General features: G+C 73.2%; 15 protein-coding genes. 2 read left to right on the forward strand and 13 right to left on the reverse strand.

What is annotated here, in order from left to right; translation table 11 throughout:
* Nucleotides 1-1,152: PAS domain-containing protein (locus ABT381_RS17845; RefSeq protein WP_502965710.1), on the reverse strand; the 1,152-nt coding region annotated here is incomplete at its 3' end.
* Nucleotides 1,153-1,544: 392 nt separating this feature from the next.
* Nucleotides 1,545-2,222 carry a pyridoxamine 5'-phosphate oxidase gene (pdxH, locus tag ABT381_RS17850; RefSeq protein ID WP_351594675.1) on the reverse strand — a complete coding sequence of 226 codons (678 nt, stop codon included), beginning with the start codon at nt 2,220-2,222 and terminating at the stop codon, nt 1,545-1,547.
* Nucleotides 2,223-2,631: 409 nt separating this feature from the next.
* Here pdxH and ABT381_RS17855 point away from each other — a divergent pair, with 409 nt between their 5' ends.
* Complete coding sequence (locus ABT381_RS17855) at nt 2,632-3,735, forward strand: citrate synthase 2 (RefSeq protein ID WP_351594677.1); 1,104 nt, start codon at nt 2,632-2,634, stop codon at nt 3,733-3,735.
* Nucleotides 3,736-3,747: 12 nt separating this feature from the next.
* Here the strand turns inward: ABT381_RS17855 and ABT381_RS17860 are convergent, their stop codons facing one another.
* From ABT381_RS17860 to ABT381_RS17910, 11 genes are all read right to left on the reverse strand, one after another.
* Nucleotides 3,748-4,350 carry a TetR/AcrR family transcriptional regulator gene (locus ABT381_RS17860; RefSeq protein ID WP_351594680.1) on the reverse strand — a complete coding sequence of 201 codons (603 nt, stop codon included), beginning with the start codon at nt 4,348-4,350 and terminating at the stop codon, nt 3,748-3,750.
* Nucleotides 4,338-5,090, reverse strand: coding sequence for an enoyl-CoA hydratase family protein (locus tag ABT381_RS17865; protein ID WP_351594682.1), 753 nt, complete (start codon nt 5,088-5,090; stop codon nt 4,338-4,340). Before ABT381_RS17865 ends, ABT381_RS17860 begins: the two co-directional genes overlap by 13 nt.
* Complete coding sequence (locus ABT381_RS17870; RefSeq protein ID WP_351594760.1) at nt 5,087-6,664, reverse strand: AMP-binding protein; 1,578 nt, start codon at nt 6,662-6,664, stop codon at nt 5,087-5,089. Before ABT381_RS17870 ends, ABT381_RS17865 begins: the two co-directional genes overlap by 4 nt.
* A gap of 82 nt (nt 6,665-6,746) precedes the next feature.
* Nucleotides 6,747-7,925, reverse strand: a complete 1,179-nt coding sequence (locus ABT381_RS17875; RefSeq protein ID WP_351594763.1) for an acyl-CoA dehydrogenase family protein — start codon at nt 7,923-7,925, stop codon at nt 6,747-6,749.
* 39 nt (nt 7,926-7,964) lie between these two features.
* On the reverse strand, nt 7,965-9,806 hold the full coding sequence (locus tag ABT381_RS17880; RefSeq protein ID WP_351594685.1) for an ATP-binding protein: 1,842 nt from the start codon (nt 9,804-9,806) through the stop codon (nt 7,965-7,967).
* Nucleotides 9,807-9,814: 8 nt separating this feature from the next.
* On the reverse strand, nt 9,815-11,413 hold the full coding sequence (locus tag ABT381_RS17885) for an acyl-CoA carboxylase subunit beta (protein ID WP_351594688.1): 1,599 nt from the start codon (nt 11,411-11,413) through the stop codon (nt 9,815-9,817).
* Nucleotides 11,410-13,122, reverse strand: coding sequence for an acyclic terpene utilization AtuA family protein (locus ABT381_RS17890; RefSeq protein ID WP_351594691.1), 1,713 nt, complete (start codon nt 13,120-13,122; stop codon nt 11,410-11,412). Before ABT381_RS17890 ends, ABT381_RS17885 begins: the two co-directional genes overlap by 4 nt.
* On the reverse strand, nt 13,119-13,931 hold the full coding sequence (locus ABT381_RS17895; protein ID WP_351594694.1) for a TIGR03084 family metal-binding protein: 813 nt from the start codon (nt 13,929-13,931) through the stop codon (nt 13,119-13,121). Before ABT381_RS17895 ends, ABT381_RS17890 begins: the two co-directional genes overlap by 4 nt.
* A gap of 167 nt (nt 13,932-14,098) precedes the next feature.
* Complete coding sequence (locus ABT381_RS17900) at nt 14,099-15,271, reverse strand: phage baseplate protein (protein ID WP_351594697.1); 1,173 nt, start codon at nt 15,269-15,271, stop codon at nt 14,099-14,101.
* Nucleotides 15,272-15,495: 224 nt separating this feature from the next.
* Nucleotides 15,496-16,521 carry an EamA family transporter gene (locus ABT381_RS17905; protein ID WP_467754463.1) on the reverse strand — a complete coding sequence of 342 codons (1,026 nt, stop codon included), beginning with the start codon at nt 16,519-16,521 and terminating at the stop codon, nt 15,496-15,498.
* 85 nt (nt 16,522-16,606) lie between these two features.
* Nucleotides 16,607-19,483 (reverse strand): FAD-binding and (Fe-S)-binding domain-containing protein, encoded by a 2,877-nt coding sequence (locus ABT381_RS17910; RefSeq protein ID WP_351594699.1) that lies wholly within the window; start codon nt 19,481-19,483, stop codon nt 16,607-16,609.
* A 146-nt stretch (nt 19,484-19,629) separates the two neighbouring features.
* Between ABT381_RS17910 and serC the strand changes: the two genes are divergently transcribed.
* Nucleotides 19,630-20,748, forward strand: a complete 1,119-nt coding sequence (serC, locus tag ABT381_RS17915; RefSeq protein WP_351594702.1) for a phosphoserine transaminase — start codon at nt 19,630-19,632, stop codon at nt 20,746-20,748.
* The last annotated feature ends 71 nt before the right edge of the window (nt 20,749-20,819 follow it).

A 20,819-nucleotide genomic window follows, 5' to 3' on the forward strand; every position in this document is an offset into this window, starting at 1 on the left:
CGAGGCGAGGGCGCGGATCAGCCGGGGCGCGGGCTCGGCCGCGTCGTCGGGCGGTGCCGCCAGGTCCGCGTCCTCGATGGGCGTGGTCGCGTCCATGTCGGACAGCGGCGGGCCGGCGGGCGACGGGGTGGCGGCCAGGTCGACCAGGCCGTGGTCGGCGAAGCCGGCCAGCGCGAAGTCGAGGTGGACGGCGGCCGACTCCATGGGGTCCTCGCACTCGGCCGCCGCGCGGCCCGCGCGGTGCAGCTGGTTGGCGCGGAAACGCTGCAGCGAACTGTCCTGTTCGGTGCGCTTGATGTCGGTGATGTCCTGGAAGAGCCAGCCGACGCCGAGGGGGACGGGCTCCTCGGCGAGCGGGGACGCCAGCCGCAGGAAGCCGCTGCGCCAGCACCGGCGCGGCTCCTCGGCCTCCTCGGAGCGGAGCGTCACCCACAGCTCGGTGGCGGTCGGGGGCGCGCCCTCCGCCAGTACGTGCTGGAGCGCGGCCTCCAGCTCCTCGACACCCTGCGCGAGGAGGTCCCCCAGCGGGCGCCCGAGGACCTGCGTGCGCCCCAGGCCGAGGGCGCGCGCGGCGTGGGCGTTGACCACGGCGGGGCGCAGGTCGGCGTCGACGAGCACCACGCCCCAGGACGCGTCGTCGAAGAGGGCTTCGCTGAGCGCGATGGAGCGTTCGAGGTCGATCTGGGTGTGGACCTCGCTGAAGGCGCAGTACACGCCGGCGGGCGCGCCGTCGGCGCCGGTGACGGCGGAGGACTGGGTCCGTACGAGGACCCGGCCGCCGTCCTTGGTGAGCAGCGCGAACTCGTGTACCTGGCGGCCCGGGGAGGTCATCGCGGCCATCAGGGCCGCGTGCACCTCGTCGGCGTCCTCGGCGCGCACCGCCCAGCCGGCCAGGCCGTCGCGGCCGACCGCCTCGTCGGCGGTCCAGCCGAGGATGCGCTCGGCCTCGCGGTTCCAGTGGGTGACGGTGCCGTCGGCGTCGAGGGCGCAGAGGGCGGCGTCCATGCCGTCCAGGAGGGCCGCGAGCAGGCCGGAGTCCTCGCTGTCGGGCGGAGGCGGCGGGTCCGTGTCCGCTCCCTGGTCGTGGCTCTGGTCCGGGCGGCCCGGTTCCCCGGGCAGCGCGGCATTGAAGTGGCGGGACGAAGCAGTCACTGGCACCCCCTGCTGGACGCGGCTGCACGTGCTGCACGTCGGATCATTCAACTGGAACGTGACACAGCCCACACCCCATTCCGGAAAATCGGTGCCCGCCGGAAATTCGGTTGTGGGGAGCCGGAGCGGTTCCTAGTGTGTGGTGCACACGAGAAGGGAGGTGGTTCCGGAGTGATTTCCTACCGGACGCGTGAGGTGGCTGCGGGCTAGCGGCCCGTCGCTTCACTCAGTGCAGCGCCGGACCAGCGCACGAGAGCTGTGCGCAGCCGGCCAATCCCCAGCAGTCACCCGACCCGCGGTGCCGCCGGTTCGTCCGACCGGCCCCCGACGCCTCACGGCGCCGGGGAGATGGCCCGCGGGTCGTCTGCGTTCCCGGCTCGCGCGGGGCCCCGTCAGGGCGCCAGCCGCTCCACCGTCCAGCCCGTCTCCGTACTCACGTACCGCAGGCGGTCGTGCAGGCGGTTCTCGCGCCCCTGCCAGAACTCCACGGACTCGACGGCGACCCGGTAGCCGCCCCAGTGCGGCGGCGCCGGCACCTGCTCGCCCTCGGGGTAGCGGGCCGTGAGGTCGGCGTAGGCCCGCTCCAGCTCCTCGCGGGAGCCGACCACCGAGGACTGCTCGCTGGCCCAGGCGCCCAGCTGCGAGCCGTGCGGGCGGGTGCGGAAGTACGCGGCGGTCTCGTCGCGGCCGATGCGTTCGGCGGTGCCGCCGACGATCACCTGGCGGGCGAGCGGGTGCCAGGGGAAGAGCAGGGAGACCGCCGGGTTCCCGGCGAGGTCGCGGCCCTTCCTGCTGGTGTAGTTGGTGAAGAAGACGAAGCCGCGGTCGTCGAACGCCTTGAGCAGGACGGTGCGGGAGCTGGGCCGCCCGGCCGCGTCCGCCGTGGAGACGACCATGGCGTTGGGTTCGTGTATGCCGCTCGCGGCCGCTTCTTTGAACCAGCGCGCGAACTGTTCGTACGGAGTGCCGGCGAGGTCTTCCTCGGCGAGGCCGTGCGCGCGGTACTGGGCGCGCATCGAGGCGGGGTCGGGGTGGGCTGCGGATGCGGCGTCGGCAGAGTGCACGGGCATATCTTGCAGCATCGGCCGGGTCGCGCGGGCGGTCGGCGGGCTGCTCATGAGCCACTTGTGGCCTGGCAGTCTGCCCGTCTTCGGTGGCGGGTAACCCTCCCGTCAGGAAATCGCACAGTGTGCCGGATGTCACGCTTCCCCGCACGTGCGGAACCCACCAAAATCATCTGCTGGGACGCTGTGGACTCCGGACATCCGGAGATATGGTGTCCGCCCCGAAACGCCGGAACGAATCGGTGACGTGCCGTCACCGCCCGCGGTCCGACACGGAATGCGGGGACCGCCGGGCGAGCGCGAGCAGTCCAGGCAAGGAGCACCGACGACCGCATCACACGTGACCGCACGGCCCCGACCGAACGGCAGCGTGGCCACGAGCCGCCGCGCCGTCCCTAGCTTGAGGAGCAGCCTGATGTCCGACTTCGTACCCGGGCTCGAAGGAGTCGTCGCGTTCGAGACGGAGATCGCCGAACCGGATAAGGAAGGCGGCTCGCTGCGCTACCGCGGCGTCGACATCGAAGACCTGGTCGGCCAGGTGTCGTTCGGGAACGTGTGGGGCCTGCTGGTCGACGGGGCGTTCAACCCCGGCCTGCCGCCGGCCGAGCCGTTCCCGATCCCGGTGCACTCCGGCGACATCCGCGTCGACGTGCAGTCCGCGCTGGCGATGCTCGCCCCGGTATGGGGCCTGAAACCGCTGCTGGACATCGACGAGGCCGAGGCGCGCGACAATCTCGCGCGCGCCGCCGTCATGGCCCTGTCCTACGTCGCCCAGTCGGCGCGCGGCCAGGGCCTGCCGATGGTCCCGCAGAAGGAGATCGACAAGGCGGACACGATCGTCGAGCGGTTCATGAAGCGCTGGCGCGGCGAGCCCGACCCCAAGCACGTGAAGGCCGTCGACGCGTACTGGACGTCGGCCGCCGAGCACGGCATGAACGCCTCGACTTTCACCGCCCGCGTCATCGCCTCCACGGGTGCCGACGTGGCCGCCGCGCTCTCGGGCGCCGTGGGCGCGATGTCAGGCCCGCTGCACGGCGGCGCGCCGTCCCGCGTGCTGGGCATGATCGAGGAGATCGAGCGCACCGGTGACGCGACCGCATACGTGAAGCAGGCGCTGGACCGCGGCGAGCGGCTGATGGGCTTCGGGCACCGGGTCTACCGCGCGGAGGACCCGCGCGCCCGCGTGCTGCGCCGGACGGCCAAGGAGCTGGGCGCGCCGCGCTACGAGGTCGCCGAGGCGCTGGAGAAGGCGGCGCTGGAGGAGCTGCACAACCGCCGGCCCGACCGGATCCTCGCGACCAACGTGGAGTTCTGGGCGGCGATCACGCTGGACTTCGCCGAGGTCCCGGCGCACATGTTCACGTCGATGTTCACCTGTGCCCGTACGGCCGGGTGGAGCGCGCACATCCTGGAGCAGAAGCGGACCGGCCGGCTGGTGCGCCCCTCCGCCAAGTACGTGGGCCCGGCGGCCCGCAGCCCGCGCGACATCACCGGTTACGAGGACATCTCGGCCCGCTGACGGCCGGCGCCCTCAGTGGCCCAGTGCCCCGTCCAGGAGGCGGGACCACTGGGCCACTACGCGTGCGCGGCGGGGGGTGTCGTCGCTGAGGAGGGTGGCCAGCCCCAGGCCGCGCGCCATGTCGAGGAGGCCCTGGATGGTCTCCCGTACGCCCGGGACCGATTCGTCCGCGGCCAGGAGTTCGACCGCGATGCGGTGGGACTCGCGGCCCACCCGCGCCTCCAGTTCGGTGACGCGCTCGTGGAGCTGGTCCTCGTGGGAGGCAGCCACCCAGAGGTGCAGGGCGGCGCGGAAGAGGGGGCCCGTGTAGAGATCGACGATGGCCGCGACGACGGAGGTGCGGTCGGCCCTGTGGTCCGGGAAGAGGGTGCGGAGGGCCTGGGAGCGTTCCTCGGCCACGTATTCGACCGCCGCCGTGAAGAGGTCCTCGCGGGTGGGGAAGTGGTGCTGCGCCGCGCCCCGGGAGACGCCGGCGCGTTCGGCCACGACGGAGACCGTGGAGCCCGCCCAGCCGTGTTCGGCCAGGCAGGAGACGGCGGCCTCGAGGAGCTTGCGGCGGGTGGCGCGGCTGCGCTCCTGCTGGGGTTCTCGGCGTGCTGAGGTCATCGTGACCATGATGGCTCCCGGCGTTCGAGGAAGGCCGTCATGCCCTCCCGTGCTTCGTCCGAGGAGAATAGGCGGGCCGATCGGCGGGCCAGGGCGGCGGTGTCGCGGTCGAAGGCGCGGAGCGTTTCGGCCGTGGTGAGTTCCTTGGATTCGGCCAGTCCCTGGGGGGACGCCTTGCGGAGCCCGGCGAGGAGGGGAACGAGCGCCTCGTCCACGTCCTCCGCGGCCAGGGTGATCAGGCCCGTACGGGCCGCCTCCGCGGCGTGGAAACGTTCGCCGGTGAGGTAGTAGCGGGCGGCGGCCCGGGAGTCCATGCGGGGCAGTACCGGCATGGAGATCACCGCGGGGGCGAGGCCCAGCCGCGCCTCGGTGAAGGCGAAGGTCGCGGCGGGCCCTGCCACGGAGATGTCGCAGGCGGCGAGCAGGCCGAGGCCGCCGGCCCGGACGTGCCCGGTGACCCGGGCGACGACGGGCACCGGCAGCTCGACGATCGCGCGGAGCAGCCGGGCCAGCTCCAGCGGGCCGTCCTCTGCCGAGCCCGACGCCGCCTCGGAGAGGTCGGCCCCGGCACAGAAGGTGGTGCCGGTGTGGGTGAGGACCACGGCGCGGGTGCCGGGGTCCTCGGCGGCGCCGGCGAGTGCCTGGTGGAGCTCGGCGACCAGGGCGGTGGAGAGGGCGTTGCGGTTGCCTGGCGAGTCGAGGGTGAGGCTGGTGATGCCGCGCTCGTGAGAGCGGTGAACGAGCGTCATGCGGTCCTCCTTTCCCCGGCGCGGAGTTCGCGCCGCAGGATCTTGCCGGTGGCGGCGCGCGGCACGGCGTCCGTGAACTCCACCCGCCGGATCTTCTTGTAGGGGGCCACCCGCGCCGCGACGTAGGCGATGATCTCCCGTTCGGTGAGCAGGGCCCCCGGCTGCCGTACGACGTACGCCTTGGGGATCTCGTTGCCGTCGGCGTCGGTCACGCCGATGACGGCCGCGTCGGCGATGTCCTCGTGCTGGAGGAGCAGCGCCTCCAGGTCGGCGGGGGCGACCTGGTAACCCTTGTACTTGATCAGCTCCTTGACCCGGTCGACGACGTGCAGCCAGCCGTCCGCGTCGCAGTAACCGATGTCGCCGGTGTGCAGCCAGCCGGCCGCGTCGATCATCGCGTCGGTGGCCTCGGGGCGGCCCAGGTAGCCCTTCATGACCTGCGGGCCGCGGATGAGGATCTCGCCGGTGGCGCCCGGGCCGAGGTCGGCGTCCTCCTCCAGCGCGCGGATGCGCATCTCGGTACCGGGCAGCAGCTTGCCGACCGTGCCGGGCGGCACGTCGCGGGCGTCCCGCGGCACGACGTGGGTGCCGGGCGAGAGTTCGGTCATGCCGTACGCCTGGAGGAGCGGCGGCAGTTTCAGACGGGCGGCGCACGCGGCCGCCAGGTCGGCGTCCAGCGGCGCCGCCGCGCTGAGCACGTACTCCAGCGAGGAGAGGTCTCGGTCCGCGACGGCCGGGTGCTTGGCGAGCGCCAGGACGATGGGCGGGGCGACATAGACCGCGTTGACGCGGTGGGTCTCGATGGCGGTCAGGAAGGTGCCGAGGTCGAAGCGGGGCAGGACGACGACGGTGGCGCCCTGCCGCAGCGGCGCGTTCATCAGCGCGGTCATGCCGTAGATGTGGAAAAAGGGCAGGACAGCGAGGATGCGGTCGCCGGGGCCGCCGCTGAGGACGCCGTCGAGCTGGACGAGGTTGGTGGCGATGTTGCGGTGGGTGAGCATTACGCCCTTGGGCGCGCCGGTGGTGCCGGAGGAGTACGGCAGGCAGGCCACGTCCTCGGCCGGGTCGATGGTGACCTGCGGCTCGGGCGCCTGCGTGGCCAGCAGGTCGGCGAGGGACCGGTGTCCTTCGGCCCCGTCGCAGACGAAGATCTCCGTCACGCCGCCGCACTTCTCGGCCGCGGTACGGGCGGTGGCCAGCAGCACGGAGACCGTCACCAGCCAGCGGGCGCCGGAGTCGCGCAGCTGCTTCGCCACCTCCTCCGCGGTGGCGAGCGGATGGACGGGCGTGACGACGGCGCCGCAGCGGGAGGCGGCGTAGCAGACGACCGGGTACGCGAGGGAGTTCGGGCTGTGCAGGGCCAGCACGTCGCCCTTGCGCACGCCCGCGTCGGCGAGGGCCGCGGCGAGCCGGCGGGTGCGGGCGTCGAGCTCGGCGTAGCTGAGGGTGGCGCCGCTCAGGCCGTCGACCAGGGCCGGCCGGTCGGCGTGCGCGACGGCCGAGTGGCCCAGTACGGCTTCGTGGATGGGCAGGTCGAGCGGTGCGACGTCGGGGTACTCGCTGCGGAACACCATGGACTCACGGCCCTTCGCTCGATGGTCGGTCGGCTGCCGGCTGCGGCGTGGGGGGCGGACGATGTCCCGCAGCATGACGGCATCAGTACGACTTGGGGAGCCCCAGGGACTGGTGGGACACGAAGTTGAGGATCATCTCGCGGCTGACCGGGGCGATTCTGGCCACCCGGGCCGCGGTGATCATCGAGGCGAGTCCGTACTCCGTGGTGAGGCCGTTGCCGCCGAGCGTGTGCACGGCCTGGTCGACGGTCTTCACCGCGGCCTCCCCCGCCGCGTACTTCGCCATGTTGGCGGCCTCGCCCGCGCCCATGTCGTCGCCGATGTCGTAGAGATGGGCGGCCTTGTGCATCATCAGCCGGGCCAGCTCGATGTCGATGTGGCACTGGGCGAGCGGGTGGGCGATGGCCTGGTGGGCACCGACCGGCACCTTCCACACCTGGCGTTCGCGGGCGTACTCCACGGCCCGCTCCAGCGCGTAACGGGCCATGCCGAGGGCGAAGGCGGCGGTCATGACGCGCTCGGGGTTGAGCCCGGCGAAGAGCTGGAGGAGCCCGGCGTCCTCGTCGCCGACCAGCGCGTCGGCCGGCAGCCGTACATCGTCCAGCACCAGCTCGAACTGCTTCTCGGGCGCGGCCAGTTCCATGGGGATCGAACTGCGGGAGAAGCCGGGAGTGTCACGGGGGACGATGAAGAGGCAGGGCTTGAGCTTGCCGGTCCTCACGCCTCTATCAGACACAGCCTCCGTACGGCCGACGATCAGCGTGGCCTCGGCGATGTCGACGCCGGAGACGAAGACCTTGCGGCCGTTGAGTATCCAGCCGCCGGTCTCCGCGTCGCGGCGCGCGGTGGTGGTGATGCGGTGCGAGTTGGACCCGGCGTCGGGCTCGGTGATGCCGAACGCCATCTTGCGCGAGCCGTCGGCGAGGCCGGGCAGCCACTGCCGCTTCTGCTCGTCGGTACCGAAGCGGGCGATGACGGTGCCGCAGATGGCGGGCGAGACGACGAGCATCAGGAGGGGGCAGCCGGCCGCGCCCAGCTCCTCCAGGACGATGGCGAGTTCGGTGATGCCGCCGCCCCCGCCGCCGTACTCCTCCGGCAGGTTGACGCCGAGGTAACCGAGCTTGGCGGCCTCCGCCCAGAGGTCGTCGGTGTGCTTGCCGTCGGCGACGACGCGGGTGAAGTACTCGCGGCCGTAGCGCTTGCCGAGGGCGGCGACGGCTGCGCGCAGGGCCTGGTGTTCTTCGGTTTCGATCACGGAGATCCTCCAGAAATCAAGCCTGTCCGGCGATTGAGGACAACATCAGTTGGTGACTACGGCGAGCAGGGCGCCGACCTCGACCTGTCGGCCTGCCTCGGCGTGCAGCGCCGACAACGTGCCGGTGACCGGCGCGGTGATCTTGTGTTCCATCTTCATCGCCTCCAGCCAGAGGATCGGCTGGCCGGCCTCGACGGCGGCCCCCTCGGCGAGCCCGTCCGCCACGCGGACGACCGTGCCGGGCATGGGCGCGAGGAGAGATCCCGGCGCCTGCTGGGCCGTGGGGTCGGGGAAGCGGGGCAGGGCGGTGAGGGTGGTGGCGCCGACGTACACCCGGTCGCCGTGCGCGGTGACCTCGTACGTACGCCGTACGCCGTCGGCCTCCAGCACGACCCGGTCGGGGCCCGCGTGCACGACCAGTACACCGTCGGCGGCCAGGCCGTCCCTGGTGTGCCGGTACCGAACCTCGTGTTCGGTACCGTCCGGCTCGGTGCGGTAACGCTTGACCTGCGGCTGCGACGGCACGTTGCGCCAGCCGCCGAAGCGCGAGCGGCCGTGCGCGTCGGCGAGGGCCGCGGCCAGCGGGGCGTACGGGTCGGGGGCCGCGGCCGTGAGGCCTGGCAGGTGCCGGTCGTAGAAGCCGGTGTCCATTCGCCCCGCCACGAACTCCTCGTGGCGCAGCGAGCGCACCAGCAGCTCGCGGTTGGTGACCGGGCCGTGGGCGCGGGCCCGCTCCAGCGCGCCCGCCAGCTTGCGGACGGCGGCGGCGCGGGTGGGCGCCCAGGCGACGGCCTTGGCGAGCATCGGGTCGTAGTGGATGCCGATGGTGTCGCCGTCGGTATACCCGGAGTCCAGGCGTACGCCCGGTACGGAGAGGCCGTGCAGGGTGCCGGTCTGCGGGGCCCAGCCGCGTGCCGGGTCCTCGGCGTAGAGGCGGGCCTCGACGGCGTGGCCGCGCGGCTCCGGGGGCGCGGCGGGCAGCGCCTCGCCCTCGGCGACGCTCAGCTGCAGCGCGACCAGGTCGATGCCGAAGATCTCCTCGGTGACGGGGTGTTCGACCTGGAGGCGGGTGTTCATCTCCAGGAAGTGCGCGGTGCCGTCGACGACGAGGAATTCGACGGTGCCGGCGCCGCGGTACTCGGTCGCGCGGGCGGCCCGTACGGCCATCTCGTACAGCGTCGCCGTCAGTTCGGGCGTGAGGCCGGGGGCCGGGGCCTCCTCGACGACCTTCTGGTGGCGGCGCTGGAGTGAGCAGTCGCGGGTGCCCAGCGGCCAGACCGTGCCGTGCGCGTCGGCGAGGATCTGCACCTCGACGTGGCGGCCGCCCTCGACGTACGGCTCGACGAAGACCTCGCCGTCGCCGAAGGCACTCAGCGCCTCGGCCCGCGCGGCCTCCAACTCCCCTTTCAGCTCGTCCAGTTCGCGTACGACCCGCATGCCGCGGCCGCCGCCGCCCGCCGCCGCCTTCACCAGTACCGGCAGATCGTCCTCGGTGACCTCGGTGAGCGGGGCGATGCCCATGAGCTCCTTGGCCCGGGTCTTGGACGCCATCGCCGCGATGGCGGCGGGCGGCGGCCCGACCCAGGTCAGTCCGGCATCGGTGACGGCCGCCGCGAACTCCGGGTTCTCGGACAGGAAGCCGTAGCCGGGGTGGACCGCGTCGGCTCCGGCGTCCAGGGCGGCCTTCACGATGAGGTCGCCGCGCAGGTACGTGTCGGCGGGTGCGGCGCCGGGAAGGGCGACGGCGGCGTCGGCGCTGCGGGTGTGCAACGCGTCCGCGTCCGGGTCCGAGTGCACGGCGACCGTGGATATGCCCAGGTCACGGCAGGTACGGAAGATGCGGCAGGCGATCTCGCCGCGGTTGGCGACAAGGAGGGTGTGGATCACTGCTTTCCTCACATCCGGAAGACGCCGAAACCACCTCGCGCGCCCTCCACGGGCGCCGAGTGGATCGCGGACAGGCACAGGCCGAGGACGGTGCGGGTGTCGCGCGGATCGATGACGCCGTCGTCGTAGAGCCGCCCGGACAGGAACATCGGCAGCGACTCGGACTCGATCTGCTGCTCGACCATCGCGCGCAGCCCGGCGTCGGCCTCGTCGTCGTACGGCTGCCCCTTGGCGGCGGCGGAGGCGCGCGCCACGATCGACAGCACGCCCGCGAGCTGCTGCGGCCCCATGACGGCCGACTTGGCAGAAGGCCAGGCGAAGAGGAAGCGCGGATCGTAGGCGCGACCGCACATGCCGTAGTGCCCGGCCCCGTACGAGGCTCCCATCAGCACGGACAGATGCGGTACGCGCGAGTTCGACACCGCGTTGATCATCATCGCGCCGTGCTTGATGATGCCGCCCTGCTCGTACTCCTTGCCGACCATGTAGCCGGTGGTGTTGTGCAGGAAGAGCAGCGGGATGTCGCGCTGGTTCGCCAACTGGATGAACTGGGCGGCCTTCTGCGACTCCGCGCTGAAGAGGACACCCTGCGCGTTGGCGAGGATGCCGACCGGGTAGCCGTGCAGCCGCGCCCACCCGGTGGTCAGGCTGGGCCCGTACAGCGGCTTGAACTCGTCGAAGTCCGAGCCGTCCACGAGGCGGGCGATGACCTCGCGCGGGTCGAAGGGGATCTTGAGGTCGCCGGGGACGATGCCCAGCAGCTCGTCCTCGTCGTACTTGGGGGGCTCCGCGAACGCCGGATCGGCGTGTGCCTTGCGCCAGTTGAGGCGGGCGACCACCCGGCGGGCCTGGCGCAGCGCGTCCGGCTCGTCCACCGCGAAGTAGTCCGCGAGGCCCGAGGTCCGGGCGTGCATCTCGGCGCCGCCGAGCGACTCGTCGTCGCTCTCCTCGCCGGTGGCCATCTTCACCAGCGGCGGCCCGCCGAGGAAGACCTTGGCCCGCTCCTTGACCATGATCACGTGGTCGGACATGCCGGGGACGTACGCGCCGCCGGCCGTCGAATTCCCGAAGACGACGGCGACGGTGGGAATCCCGGCAGCGGAGAGCCGGGTGAGGTCCTTGAAGAGCGCCCCGCCCGGGATGAAGATCTCCTTCTGGCTGGGCAGGTCCGCGCCCCCGGACTCCACCAGTGACACGACCGGCAGCCGGTTGGCGTACGCGATCTCGTTCGCGCGCAGCGCCTTCTTCAGCGTCCAGGGGTTGGAGGCGCCGCCGCGTACGGTCGGGTCGTTGGCGGTGATCAGGCACTCCACGCCTTCGATCACGCCGATCCCGGTGACCAGCGAGGCGCCCACCTGGTAGTCGCTGCCCCACGCGGCGAGCGGCGACAGCTCCAGGAAGGGGGTGTCGGGGTCGAGCAGCAGCTCGACGCGTTCGCGGGCGAGCAGCTTGCCGCGCTTGCGGTGCCGGTCGACGTACTTCTCGCCGCCCCCGGCGACCGCCCTGTCCTGCTCGGCGGTCAGCTCGTCCAGCTTGGCGAGCAGCGCCGCGCGGTTCTCCGCGTACTCGGGGCTCGCGGTGTCCAGCCCTGTGCCGAGCACGGTCACAGCAGTACCTCCGGTATGTCCAGGTGGCGGGCGCGCAGCCACTCGCCCACGGCCTTGGCCTGCGGGTCGAAGCGGGCCTGCGAGGCCACGCCCGCGCCCAGCAGTCCGTCGATCACGAAGTTCAGCGCCCGCAGGTTCGGCAGCACGTGCCGCTCGACGGGCAGCCCGGCGGCCTCCGGGAGGAGCGCGCGGAGCCGGTCGGTGGTCAGCTCGTGTGCCAGCCACCGCCACGCCTCCTCCGTGCGCGCCCACACCCCGACGTTGGCCGCGCCGCCCTTGTCGCCGCTGCGGGCCCCGGCGACGAGGCCGAGCGGGGCGCGGCGGGTGGGGCCGTCGTGGTGCAGCGGCTCGGGGAGCGGCGGATCGGGTGCCCGCTCCAATTCCCTTGTCAGCGACGGCGGTTCGATGGTTACGCGGCGGCCGTCCGACAGTACGGCCGCGTGTGCCACCTCGTCCGCCGGTACGTACGCGGCCTCGAAGACGCCGTACGGTGCGCCCTTGCCGGGCGGGGCCGTGACGTGGAAGCCCGGGTAGCTGCCGAGGGCCAGCTCGACCGCGGCGCCGCTGATGACCCGGCCGACCGTGTCCTGGTCCGGGTCCCGGACGACCAGCCGCAGCAGCGCGCTGGCCTCCTCCTCGGCCGCCGCGTCCTCGTGGTCGGTGCGGGCGAGGCGCCAGTCCACCTCGGCGGGCCGGCGCCCGGCCGCCGCGAAGGCCGCCTCCATCTGCTCGCGTACGAGCTGGGCCTTGAGGTCCACGTCCAGCCCGGTGAGCACGAACGTGACCTCGTTGCGCCAGCCGCCGAGCCGGGTCAGACCGGTCTTGAGGGTGGACGGCGGCGCCTCGCCGCGCACGCCGTCCAGGCGCACCCGGTCGGGGCCGTCCTCCGTGAGCCGGGCGGTGTCCAGCCGGGCGGTCACGTCGGGCCCGGCGTACCGCGCGCCCGTCGTCTCGTACAGCAGCTGGGCGGTGACCGTGCCGAGGGTGACGGCGCCGCCGGTGCCCGGGTGCTTGGTGATCACCGAGGAGCCGTCTTCGGCGATCTCGGCGAGCGGGAAGCCGGGGCGGTGCACGTCGAGGGCGCCGAAGAAGGAGTAGTTGCCGCCGGTGGCCTGGGTGCCGCACTCCAGGACGTGCCCGGCGAGCACCGCGCCCGCCAGCCGGTCGAAGTCGTCGGGCCGCCACCCGAAGTGCGCGGCCGCCGCCCCGCTGACCAGCGCGGCGTCGGTGACCCTGCCGGTGACGACCACCTCGGCGCCGGAACGCAGGCACTCCGCGATGCCGCCACCGCCGAGGTAGGCGTTGGCGGTCAGCGTGCCCGCGGGCCAGCCCGGGCGGGCGAGCAAGTCGTCGCCCTCGACGTGGGCGACGCGGACGGGTACGCCGACCTTGTCCGCCAACTCCCGTACCGCGTCGGCGAGTCCGGCCGGGTTCAGGCCGCCCGCGTTGGTGACGATCCGTACGCCGCGCTCGGCGGCCAGCCCGAGGCCGGTCTCCAGCTGCCGCAGGAAGGTCTTCGCGTAGCCGCGCCCCGGGTCCTTCAGGCGGTCTCGGCCCAGGATGAGCATGGTGAGTTCGGCGAGGTAGTCGCCGGTGAGGATGTCGAGGGGGCCGCCGGTGAGCATCTCCTCCAGCGCGTCGAAGCGGTCGCCGTAGAAGCCGGAGGCGTTGCCTATGCGCAGGGGTGCGGTGGGTGCCGGGTGGGTCACGCCTGGGGCTCCTTCGGGGCGGCGGTCCGGGGCTCGCGGCCCGGCCCCGGGGGTCCGGCGAACGCCTGGGCGATGCCCAGCCACCGTCCGGCCTCCGCGCCCTCGGCCCGTACGTCCACGTCGTCGCGGTGCGCCCGCTGCGTGACCAGCAGGCAGAAGCCGAGCGCGTCACCGGTCACCCGCTGCGCCGCGTCCTCGGGGCCGTACGTCCACACCCCGCCCTCCGGGCCCGGCGCCCGCAGCTCGACGCGGAACTCCTCCTCCGGGGGCGTGAGTCCGTGCGCCAGGTAGGCGAAATTCCGTGCCCGTACGCCGATGTGGGCGACGTGCCGCAGCCGGGCGGTCGGCTCCCGTACGGCGCCCAGCGCGTCGGCGACGTCCTGGCCGTGCGCCCAGGTCTCCATCAGCCGCGCGGTCGCCATCGAGGTGATGCTCATCGGCGGGCCGAACCAGGGCAGCCGGCCGCCGGTGTACGCGGCGAGCGCGTCGTGCAGCGCGTCGCGGCCCGCCCGCCAGTGGGCCAGCAGTTCGGCGGGTGGCCGGCGGGCCCCTTCCTCTGCGCCCTCGTCGACGAAGGTGTCCGGAGAGGCGAGCGCCGCCTCGGCGGCGCGCCGGAAGCCGTCCGGGTCGGTGGCCGCAAGCAGCGCCTGCTGATCGGTCCAGGCCAGATGGGCTATCTGGTGGGCGATCGTCCAGCCGGCGGCCGGGGTCGGCGTCGCCCAGCGGTCCGCGGCGAGCGGCCCCACGAGGGCGTCCAGCGCCTGGCCCTCCGCGCGCAGGTCGGCGAGCACCGGGCTCGGGTCGGACACGCTGCACTCCCCTCGTCCACCCCTGTACGCGTGCGTGCAGGGGGAGTTGGTGTGTGGGTGGTGATGCGTGTCAGAGCGTGGCAGCGCGCCGGGAATCAATCAAGCATGCGTGCATGATTTTTTTGAGCAGCGAGCACACCGGCCGCCCCGGCGGGGCCCGCGGTGGCTCAGCCGCCGTGTGCGTACAGCGAGAAGCGGCGGCGGTTGACCTTGCCCGAGGTGAAGCCCGCGACCAGCCGTTCGCCGCCGCGGTGCAGCACGGCCAGGCCCTCCGGCTCGCGCGGGCTCAGCTTCAGCCCCGCCTTCGTACGTACCTCCTGCACGATCGCGCCGCTGCGCAGGTCGATGCAGGTCAGGCGGGCGTTGCCGGGTCCGGACGGCGGATTGCCGGGGCCGAACGGGCTGCCGGTGAGCTGGTACGCGTAGTTCCCCGACAGCGCCAGCCCCTGGTGGAAGACGCCCTTGCGCAGGAGCGGCTGCGGGACGTCGGCGAGCGGCTTCGCGGTGCCCGCGCCGAAGTCGTCCAGGTCGTAGAGCGCGTAACGGTAGACGCCGCTCGCGCGGCGGTAGCGGAGCAGCAGGCGGCGGGTGGTCATGTCGACCGCCGGCTGGTTCTTCGTGGTGCCCGGCTTCGGCCGGTACGTGAGCAGCGCGCGGTCGCCGGCCCGCAGCACCCTGTTCGGGGTGTAGGGGAAGCGGGCGATGCCGCGGCCGTAGCCGGAGGCGGGGTTGACGTCCCACTCCGTCCAGAGCAGCGGCCCCTTGCCGGGCCGGTGCTGCACGCCGAGGGAGCCGCCGTGCCCGAAGCCGGTGAGGAACATCCGGTCCTTCAGCTTCCCGGACATGGTGAGGCGGTTCAGGCACAGGTCGCCGCGGGTGACCCGCTGCGCGTGGCTGTACGTCCGCGCCTCGCCCTTGAGGCGGACGCCGCCCTGGATGACCTGGAGGGCGTAGATGTACCCGGCCGCCTCGTCGAACGCGAAGGACTGCAGGACGGAGAAGTGCGTGAGCCGCTTCTTCACCAGCAGCGCCTCGGCCGGCCCGGTCAGGTCGATCCAGTCGCCCGGGGCCCGCGCGGGGAAGGCGGGGACGGGCTTCACGGTGGGCACGTCGGCCACCGGCTTCTTGGTGGGCACGTCGGCCGCCGGATTGTTGACGGGCACGTCGGCCACCGGCTTCTTGGTGACCAGGTCGGCCGCCGGATTCTCACCGGGCAGTGGCGCGCCGTGCGGGACGTCCGGGCCCGGGTCCGCCGCGGCCCGGCCGGTGAGCAGCACCGGGCCGCCGAGGACCGCGGCGCCTCCGAACCTGAGCAGTTCCCTGCGCCCGATCCCCGTCATACCGCGTCGCCCCTCCGTCGTCGTCCGTGCTCGTACTCGTACGCGTCGTGGAGCATGGCTGTCCCGGACCGTTTCTGTCCGGACATGTCCATATCCGCGGCTCGTGAGAACGTTCATGACCGGCGAGGGCCGGGTGCCACACGTGCCCGGGAGCGGCTTCATCCATCCGCCCCCGGTTCCTCACACCAACGGCCCCAAGGACCGGGGTCCGGGGCGGGCGGGAGTCAGTGGCCGGAGCCCGCCGAGCGGACCGCGCCGACGCTCGCGAGGACGACCATGGCGATGGCGGCGATCTCCGCCCAGCCGAGCGCCTGGTGCAGGACCAGGAAGCCCGCCGTCGCCGCCGCGGCCGGCTCCAGGCTCATCATCACGGCGAACCCGGACGCCGGGAGCCTGCGCAGGGCCAGCAGCTCCAGGGTGTACGGCAGCACCGAGGACATCAGCGCGACGGCCGCGCCGAGGCCGATCGTCACGGGGTCGATCAGCGCCGAACCGGCGGACGCGACGCCCAGCGGCAGGCTGAGGACGGCCGCGACGGTCATCGCCAGCGCCAGCCCGTCCGCCTGCGGGAAGCGCTGTCCCGCGCGTGCGGAGAGCAGGATGTACGCGGCCCACAGCGCACCGGCGGCCAGGGCGAAGCCGGCGCCGGCCGCGTTCAGCCCGTCGAAGCCCTCGCGGCCCAGCAGTACGACACCGCCCAGCGCGAGCGCCGCCCACACCAGGCTCAGCGCGCGCCGCGAGGTCACGATCGACAGCACCAGCGGGCCGAGGAACTCCAGGGTGACCGCCGCGCCCAGCGGGATGCGGTCGATCGCCTGGTAGAAGAGCGAGTTCATGCCGGCCAGCGCGATGCCGAAGCCGACGACGGTGGCCCAGTCGCCGCGCGAGTAGCCGCGCAGCTTCGGGCGGCAGGCCACGAGCAGCACCAGCGCCGCGACGACCAGCCGCAGCGTGACCACGCCGAGCGCACCGGCCCGCGGGAAGAGCAGTACCGCAACCGACGAGCCGAACTGCAGCGAGATGATGCCGCCGATGACCAGCCCGACGGAGGTCATGCGCGCGCGGGAGCCGCCGGCCCGGCCCGCCCGCTCGGCCCGCCGCACCTCCTCCGACGCCGGTACCGCGACCGGCACCGCGCCCGCGTCGGACGGCGCGAGCTGCGGGGACTCGGCGGCGGCCGGGGCGCCGGAGGACGAGCTGGAGCGAGAGCCGGCCTGCTGCGGGCCGGACTGGGGAGACGAGTGGTTCACGCATCCCAAGCTAAGGCCCATGCCGCGATGGATGAAATGCGCTATGGCTGGTTTCGGTACTGACAGGCCTTTCCGGTCGCGGCCGTCACAGGTGCTCGGCCAGCACCTCCGCCAGGTGGCGCCCGGGCCGCGCGCCCAGCTGCGCCAGCTGCGTACGGCAGGAGAAGCCGTCGGCGATGATCTCCGCGTCCGGGGCCGCGTCCCGAACGGCCGGCAGCAGCTGCTCCTCCGCGCACGCCACCGACACGTCGTAATGGCCGCGCTCGAAGCCGAAATTGCCCGCGAGGCCGCAGCAGCCGCCGCTCAGCTCGCCGGTCAGCCCCGCGCGCTCGCGCAGCCGCCGCTCGGCCGCGTCACCGAGCACGGCGTGCTGGTGGCAGTGCGTCTGCCCGGCCACCGGGCGGTCGACGCGCGGCGGCCGCCAGTCCGGCGCGTACTCCTCCAGGTACTGCGCGAAGGTGCGGACCGAGCGGGCCAGCTCGGCGGCGCGCGGATCGTCCGGCAGCAGTTCGGGCAGGTCGGTGCGGAGGGTGGCGGCGCAGCTCGGCTCCAGGACGACGACCGGTGAGCCCAGCGTCGGCTCGACGCGGTCCAGGGTGCGCCGCATGACCTTGCGTGCCTGGTCGAGCTGGCCGGTGGAGACATAGGTCAGGCCGCAGCAGACGGCCTTGCCAGGTCGGCCGCCCGGGAGCAGAACCTCCTTGCCGGCCGCCTCCAAAACCTTGACGGCGGCCTGCCCGGCGGACGGGGCGAGGTGGTTGGTGAAGGTGTCCGGCCAGAGGAAGGCGACCCGGTCGCTGGAGAAGAGGTGCGTACCGTCGCCGAGGCGCGCCCGGGAGCGGCGGGCCAGCCAGCGCGTGAACGGCTCCGGCGCGATCTCGGGGATCGTGCGCTCCGGCGCGATGCCGCCGGCCCGCTTGGCCAGCGACGCGAGCGGTCCCACCCGGGCCGCGGCATTGATCACCGGCGCCAGCCGGGAGATCGCGGCGGCCCGCAGCCACAGCGGCAGCCGCCCCATGGCGTAGTGCGCGGCGGGCCGCAGCCGCCCTTCGTAGTGGTGGTGCAGGAACTCGGCCTTGTACGTCGCCATGTCCACGCCCACCGGGCAGTCGCTGCGACACCCCTTGCAGGACAGGCACAGGTCGAGCGCGTCGCGTACTTCGGTGGAGCGCCAGCCGTCCGTGACCACCTCGCCCGCCAGCATCTCGTGCAGCAACCGGGCGCGGCCGCGCGTGGAGTGCTGCTCCTCGCCGGTCGCGCGGAAGGAGGGGCACATCACGCCCGCGCCGGAGACGGAGGTGTTACGGCACTTGGCGACGCCGACGCAGCGCCGCACGGCAGCGGAGAAGTCACCCTTGTCGTGCGGATACCCGAACTCCACATCGACCGGCTTCCTCGGCAGCACGGCGAAGCGCAGATTCTCGTCCATGCGGTGCGGGCGGACGAGCATGCCGGGGTTGAGCCCGCCCGCCGGGTCCCACACATCCTTGAAACGCCCGAAGAGGCCGACGAGTTCCGGCCCGTACATCTTCGGCAGCAGTTCGGCGCGCGCCTGCCCGTCGCCGTGCTCGCCGGACAGCGACCCGCCGTGCGCGACGACCAGGTCCCCCAGGTCGTACGAGAAGTCCCGGAAGCGGCGGATACCCGCCTCGCTCAGCAGGTCGAAGTCGATGCGTACGTGAATGCAGCCGTCCCCGAAGTGGCCGTACGGGGTGCCGCGCAGGCCGTGCTGCCCGAGCAGCCCCCGGAAGTCGCGCAGATAGCCGCCGAGCCGCGCCGGGGGCACCGCGCAGTCCTCCCACCCCGGCCACGCCTCGCTCCCGTCCGGCATCCGGGTCGCCGTCCCCGACGCGTCCTCGCGGACCCGCCACAGGGCGCGCTGCCCCGCCGGGTCGGACACGAGCAGATGGTCCGTGGCGCCCGCGGCCGCCGCCCGGCACAGCTCCTCGGCACGCGCCCGCGCCTCCTCCGGGGAGCCGCCGCCCAGCTCCACGAAGAGCCACGCGCCGCCCTTCGGCAGCCCGCTCGCGTCGGGCACCAGGTCGGAGGCCATGCCCTCCACGGTCAGCGGCCCGTACGGCAGCAGGGTGTGCGCGGCCTCTGCGGCGGCGCTCTCGTCCGGGTACCCCAGTACGGCGAGGACCCGGGCTGCCGGCGCCTCGACCAGCTTCACCGTCGCCTCGGTCAGCACGCCGAGGGTGCCCTCGCTCCCGGTGAGCGTCCGGGCGAGATCGACGCCGTTCTCCGGCAGCAGCGCGTCCAGCGCGTACCCGGAGATCCGGCGCGGCAGCTCGGGAAAGCCGGTGCGCAGCAGCGCGAGGTCCCCGTCGACCAGGGCGCGCACGCCGTCCGCGAGGGCGCCCGGCACGCCGTCGAGCCCCTGACCGGCGCGGACCCGCTCGCCCCCGTACGTCAGCACGTCCAGCGCGTGCACGTTGTCCGCCGTCGTCCCCCAGGCCACCGAGTGCGAGCCGCAGGAGTTGTTGCCGATCATGCCGCCGATCGTGCAGCGGCTGTGCGTGGAGGGGTCGGGGCCGAAGGTCAGGCCGTGCGCGGCGGCCGCGGTGCGCAGCTCGTCGCAGATCACGCCGGGCTGGACCACGGCCGTCCGCGCCTCCGGGTCCAGCGACACGATCCGCCGCATGTGGCGGGTGAAGTCCAGCACCACGCCCGTGCCGGTGGCCTGCCCCGCGATGGACGTGCCGCCGCCGCGCGGCACCACCGGCACGCCGTGCTCCCGGCAGACCCGCAGCGCGGCCGCGACGTCCGCGTCGTCCCGGGGCGCGACGACCGCCCGCGGCACCCGCCGGTAGTTCGACGCGTCCATGGTCACCAGCGCCCGGTCGGCGGCGGTGACCGACACCTCGCCCCGCACGGCCGCCCTCAGGGCCCGCGCCAGCTCCGCCTCCGCCGTCCCGTCCGCCGTCCCCGCCTCTGCATCCTTCTGCGCACGCTCAGCCATGCCCCCAGCCTGCCCCGCCGAGCGCCGGTAGATGACCTCCGAAGCGCGTCCATCCCGAACACAGAACCGCGTCCATCCCGGACACATGCGTCTCAACGACTGGACTCCGGTCAGATCCGGGCGGCCCGACGGATTAGGCTTCGTCCGTGGCTGAGATCCAGATTCCCGCTGACATCAAGCCCGCCGACGGACGTTTCGGCGCTGGCCCCTCCAAGGTGCGTACGGAGGCGCTCGACGCCCTGGCCGCCACCGGCACGTCCCTGCTCGGCACCTCCCACCGCCAGGCCCCGGTGAAGAACCTGGTCGGCAAGGTGCGCGAGGGCGTTCGCGACCTCTTCCAGCTCCCCGAGGGCTACGAGGTCATCCTGGGCAACGGCGGCTCGACCGCCTTCTGGGACATCGCGACGCACGGCCTGATCGAGCGCAAGTCCCAGCACCTCTCCTTCGGCGAGTTCTCCTCGAAGTTCGCCAAGGCCGCGAAGCTGGCGCCGTGGCTCGACGAGCCCACCGTCATCTCCGCCGACCCCGGCACGCACCCGGAGCCGCAGGCCGAGGCAGGCGTGGACGTCTACGCCTTCACGCACAACGAGACCTCCACCGGTGTCGCGGCCCCGATCAAGCGGGTCGCGGGCGCCGACGAGGGCTCCCTCGTCCTGGTCGACGCCACCTCCGGCGCCGGCGGCCTCCCGGTCGACATCTCCGAGACGGACGTCTACTACTTCGCCCCGCAGAAGTCCTTCGCCTCCGACGGCGGCCTGTGGATCGGCGTCTTCTCCCCCGCGGCCCTGGAGCGCGCCCGCGCGGTCCACGCCTCCGGCCGCCACGTCCCCGAGTTCTTCTCGCTCCCCACGGCGATCGACAACAGCCTGAAGAACCAGACGTACAACACCCCGGCCCTCTCCACCCTCTTCCTGCTCGGCGAGCAGCTGGACTGGATCAACGGCCAGGGCGGCCTGGACTGGGCGGTCGGACGCACCGCGGCCTCCTCGCGCACGCTGTACGGCTGGGCCGAGGACTCCAAGTACGCCACCCCGTTCGTCACCGACCCGGCGAAGCGCTCGCAGGTCATCGGCACGATCGACTTCAACGAGGACGTGGACGCGGCGGCCGTGGCCAAGGTCCTGCGCGCCAACGGCATCGTCGACACCGACCCGTACCGCAAGCTCGGCCGCAACCAGCTGCGCGTCGCGATGTTCCCGGCGATCGACCCGTCCGACGTCGAGTCCCTCACCGCCTGCATCGACTACGTGATCGACAAGCTGTAAGCGGGTCGGCGACACGACTCAACGGACGGGCCCCGGCGACGCGATCGCCGGGGCCCGTCCGTCGCTGCGCC

The sequence above is a fragment of the Streptomyces sp. NPDC000151 genome, assembly GCF_040301705.1.
Classification (GTDB): Bacteria; Actinomycetota; Actinomycetes; order Streptomycetales; family Streptomycetaceae; genus Streptomyces.

Bases quoted from the DNA above. Each gene is read 5' to 3' on its own strand.
- pdxH (WP_351594675.1), bottom strand. From the start codon at position 2,222: ATGCCCGTGCACTCTGCCGACGCCGCATCCGCAGCCCACCCCGACCCC.
- ABT381_RS17855 (WP_351594677.1), top strand. From the start codon at position 2,632: ATGTCCGACTTCGTACCCGGGCTCGAAGGAGTCGTCGCGTTCGAGACG.
- ABT381_RS17860 (WP_351594680.1), bottom strand. From the start codon at position 4,350: ATGGTCACGATGACCTCAGCACGCCGAGAACCCCAGCAGGAGCGCAGC.
- ABT381_RS17865 (WP_351594682.1), bottom strand. From the start codon at position 5,090: ATGACGCTCGTTCACCGCTCTCACGAGCGCGGCATCACCAGCCTCACC.
- ABT381_RS17870 (WP_351594760.1), bottom strand. From the start codon at position 6,664: ATGGTGTTCCGCAGCGAGTACCCCGACGTCGCACCGCTCGACCTGCCC.
- ABT381_RS17900 (WP_351594697.1), bottom strand. From the start codon at position 15,271: ATGACGGGGATCGGGCGCAGGGAACTGCTCAGGTTCGGAGGCGCCGCG.
- ABT381_RS17910 (WP_351594699.1), bottom strand. From the start codon at position 19,483: ATGGCTGAGCGTGCGCAGAAGGATGCAGAGGCGGGGACGGCGGACGGG.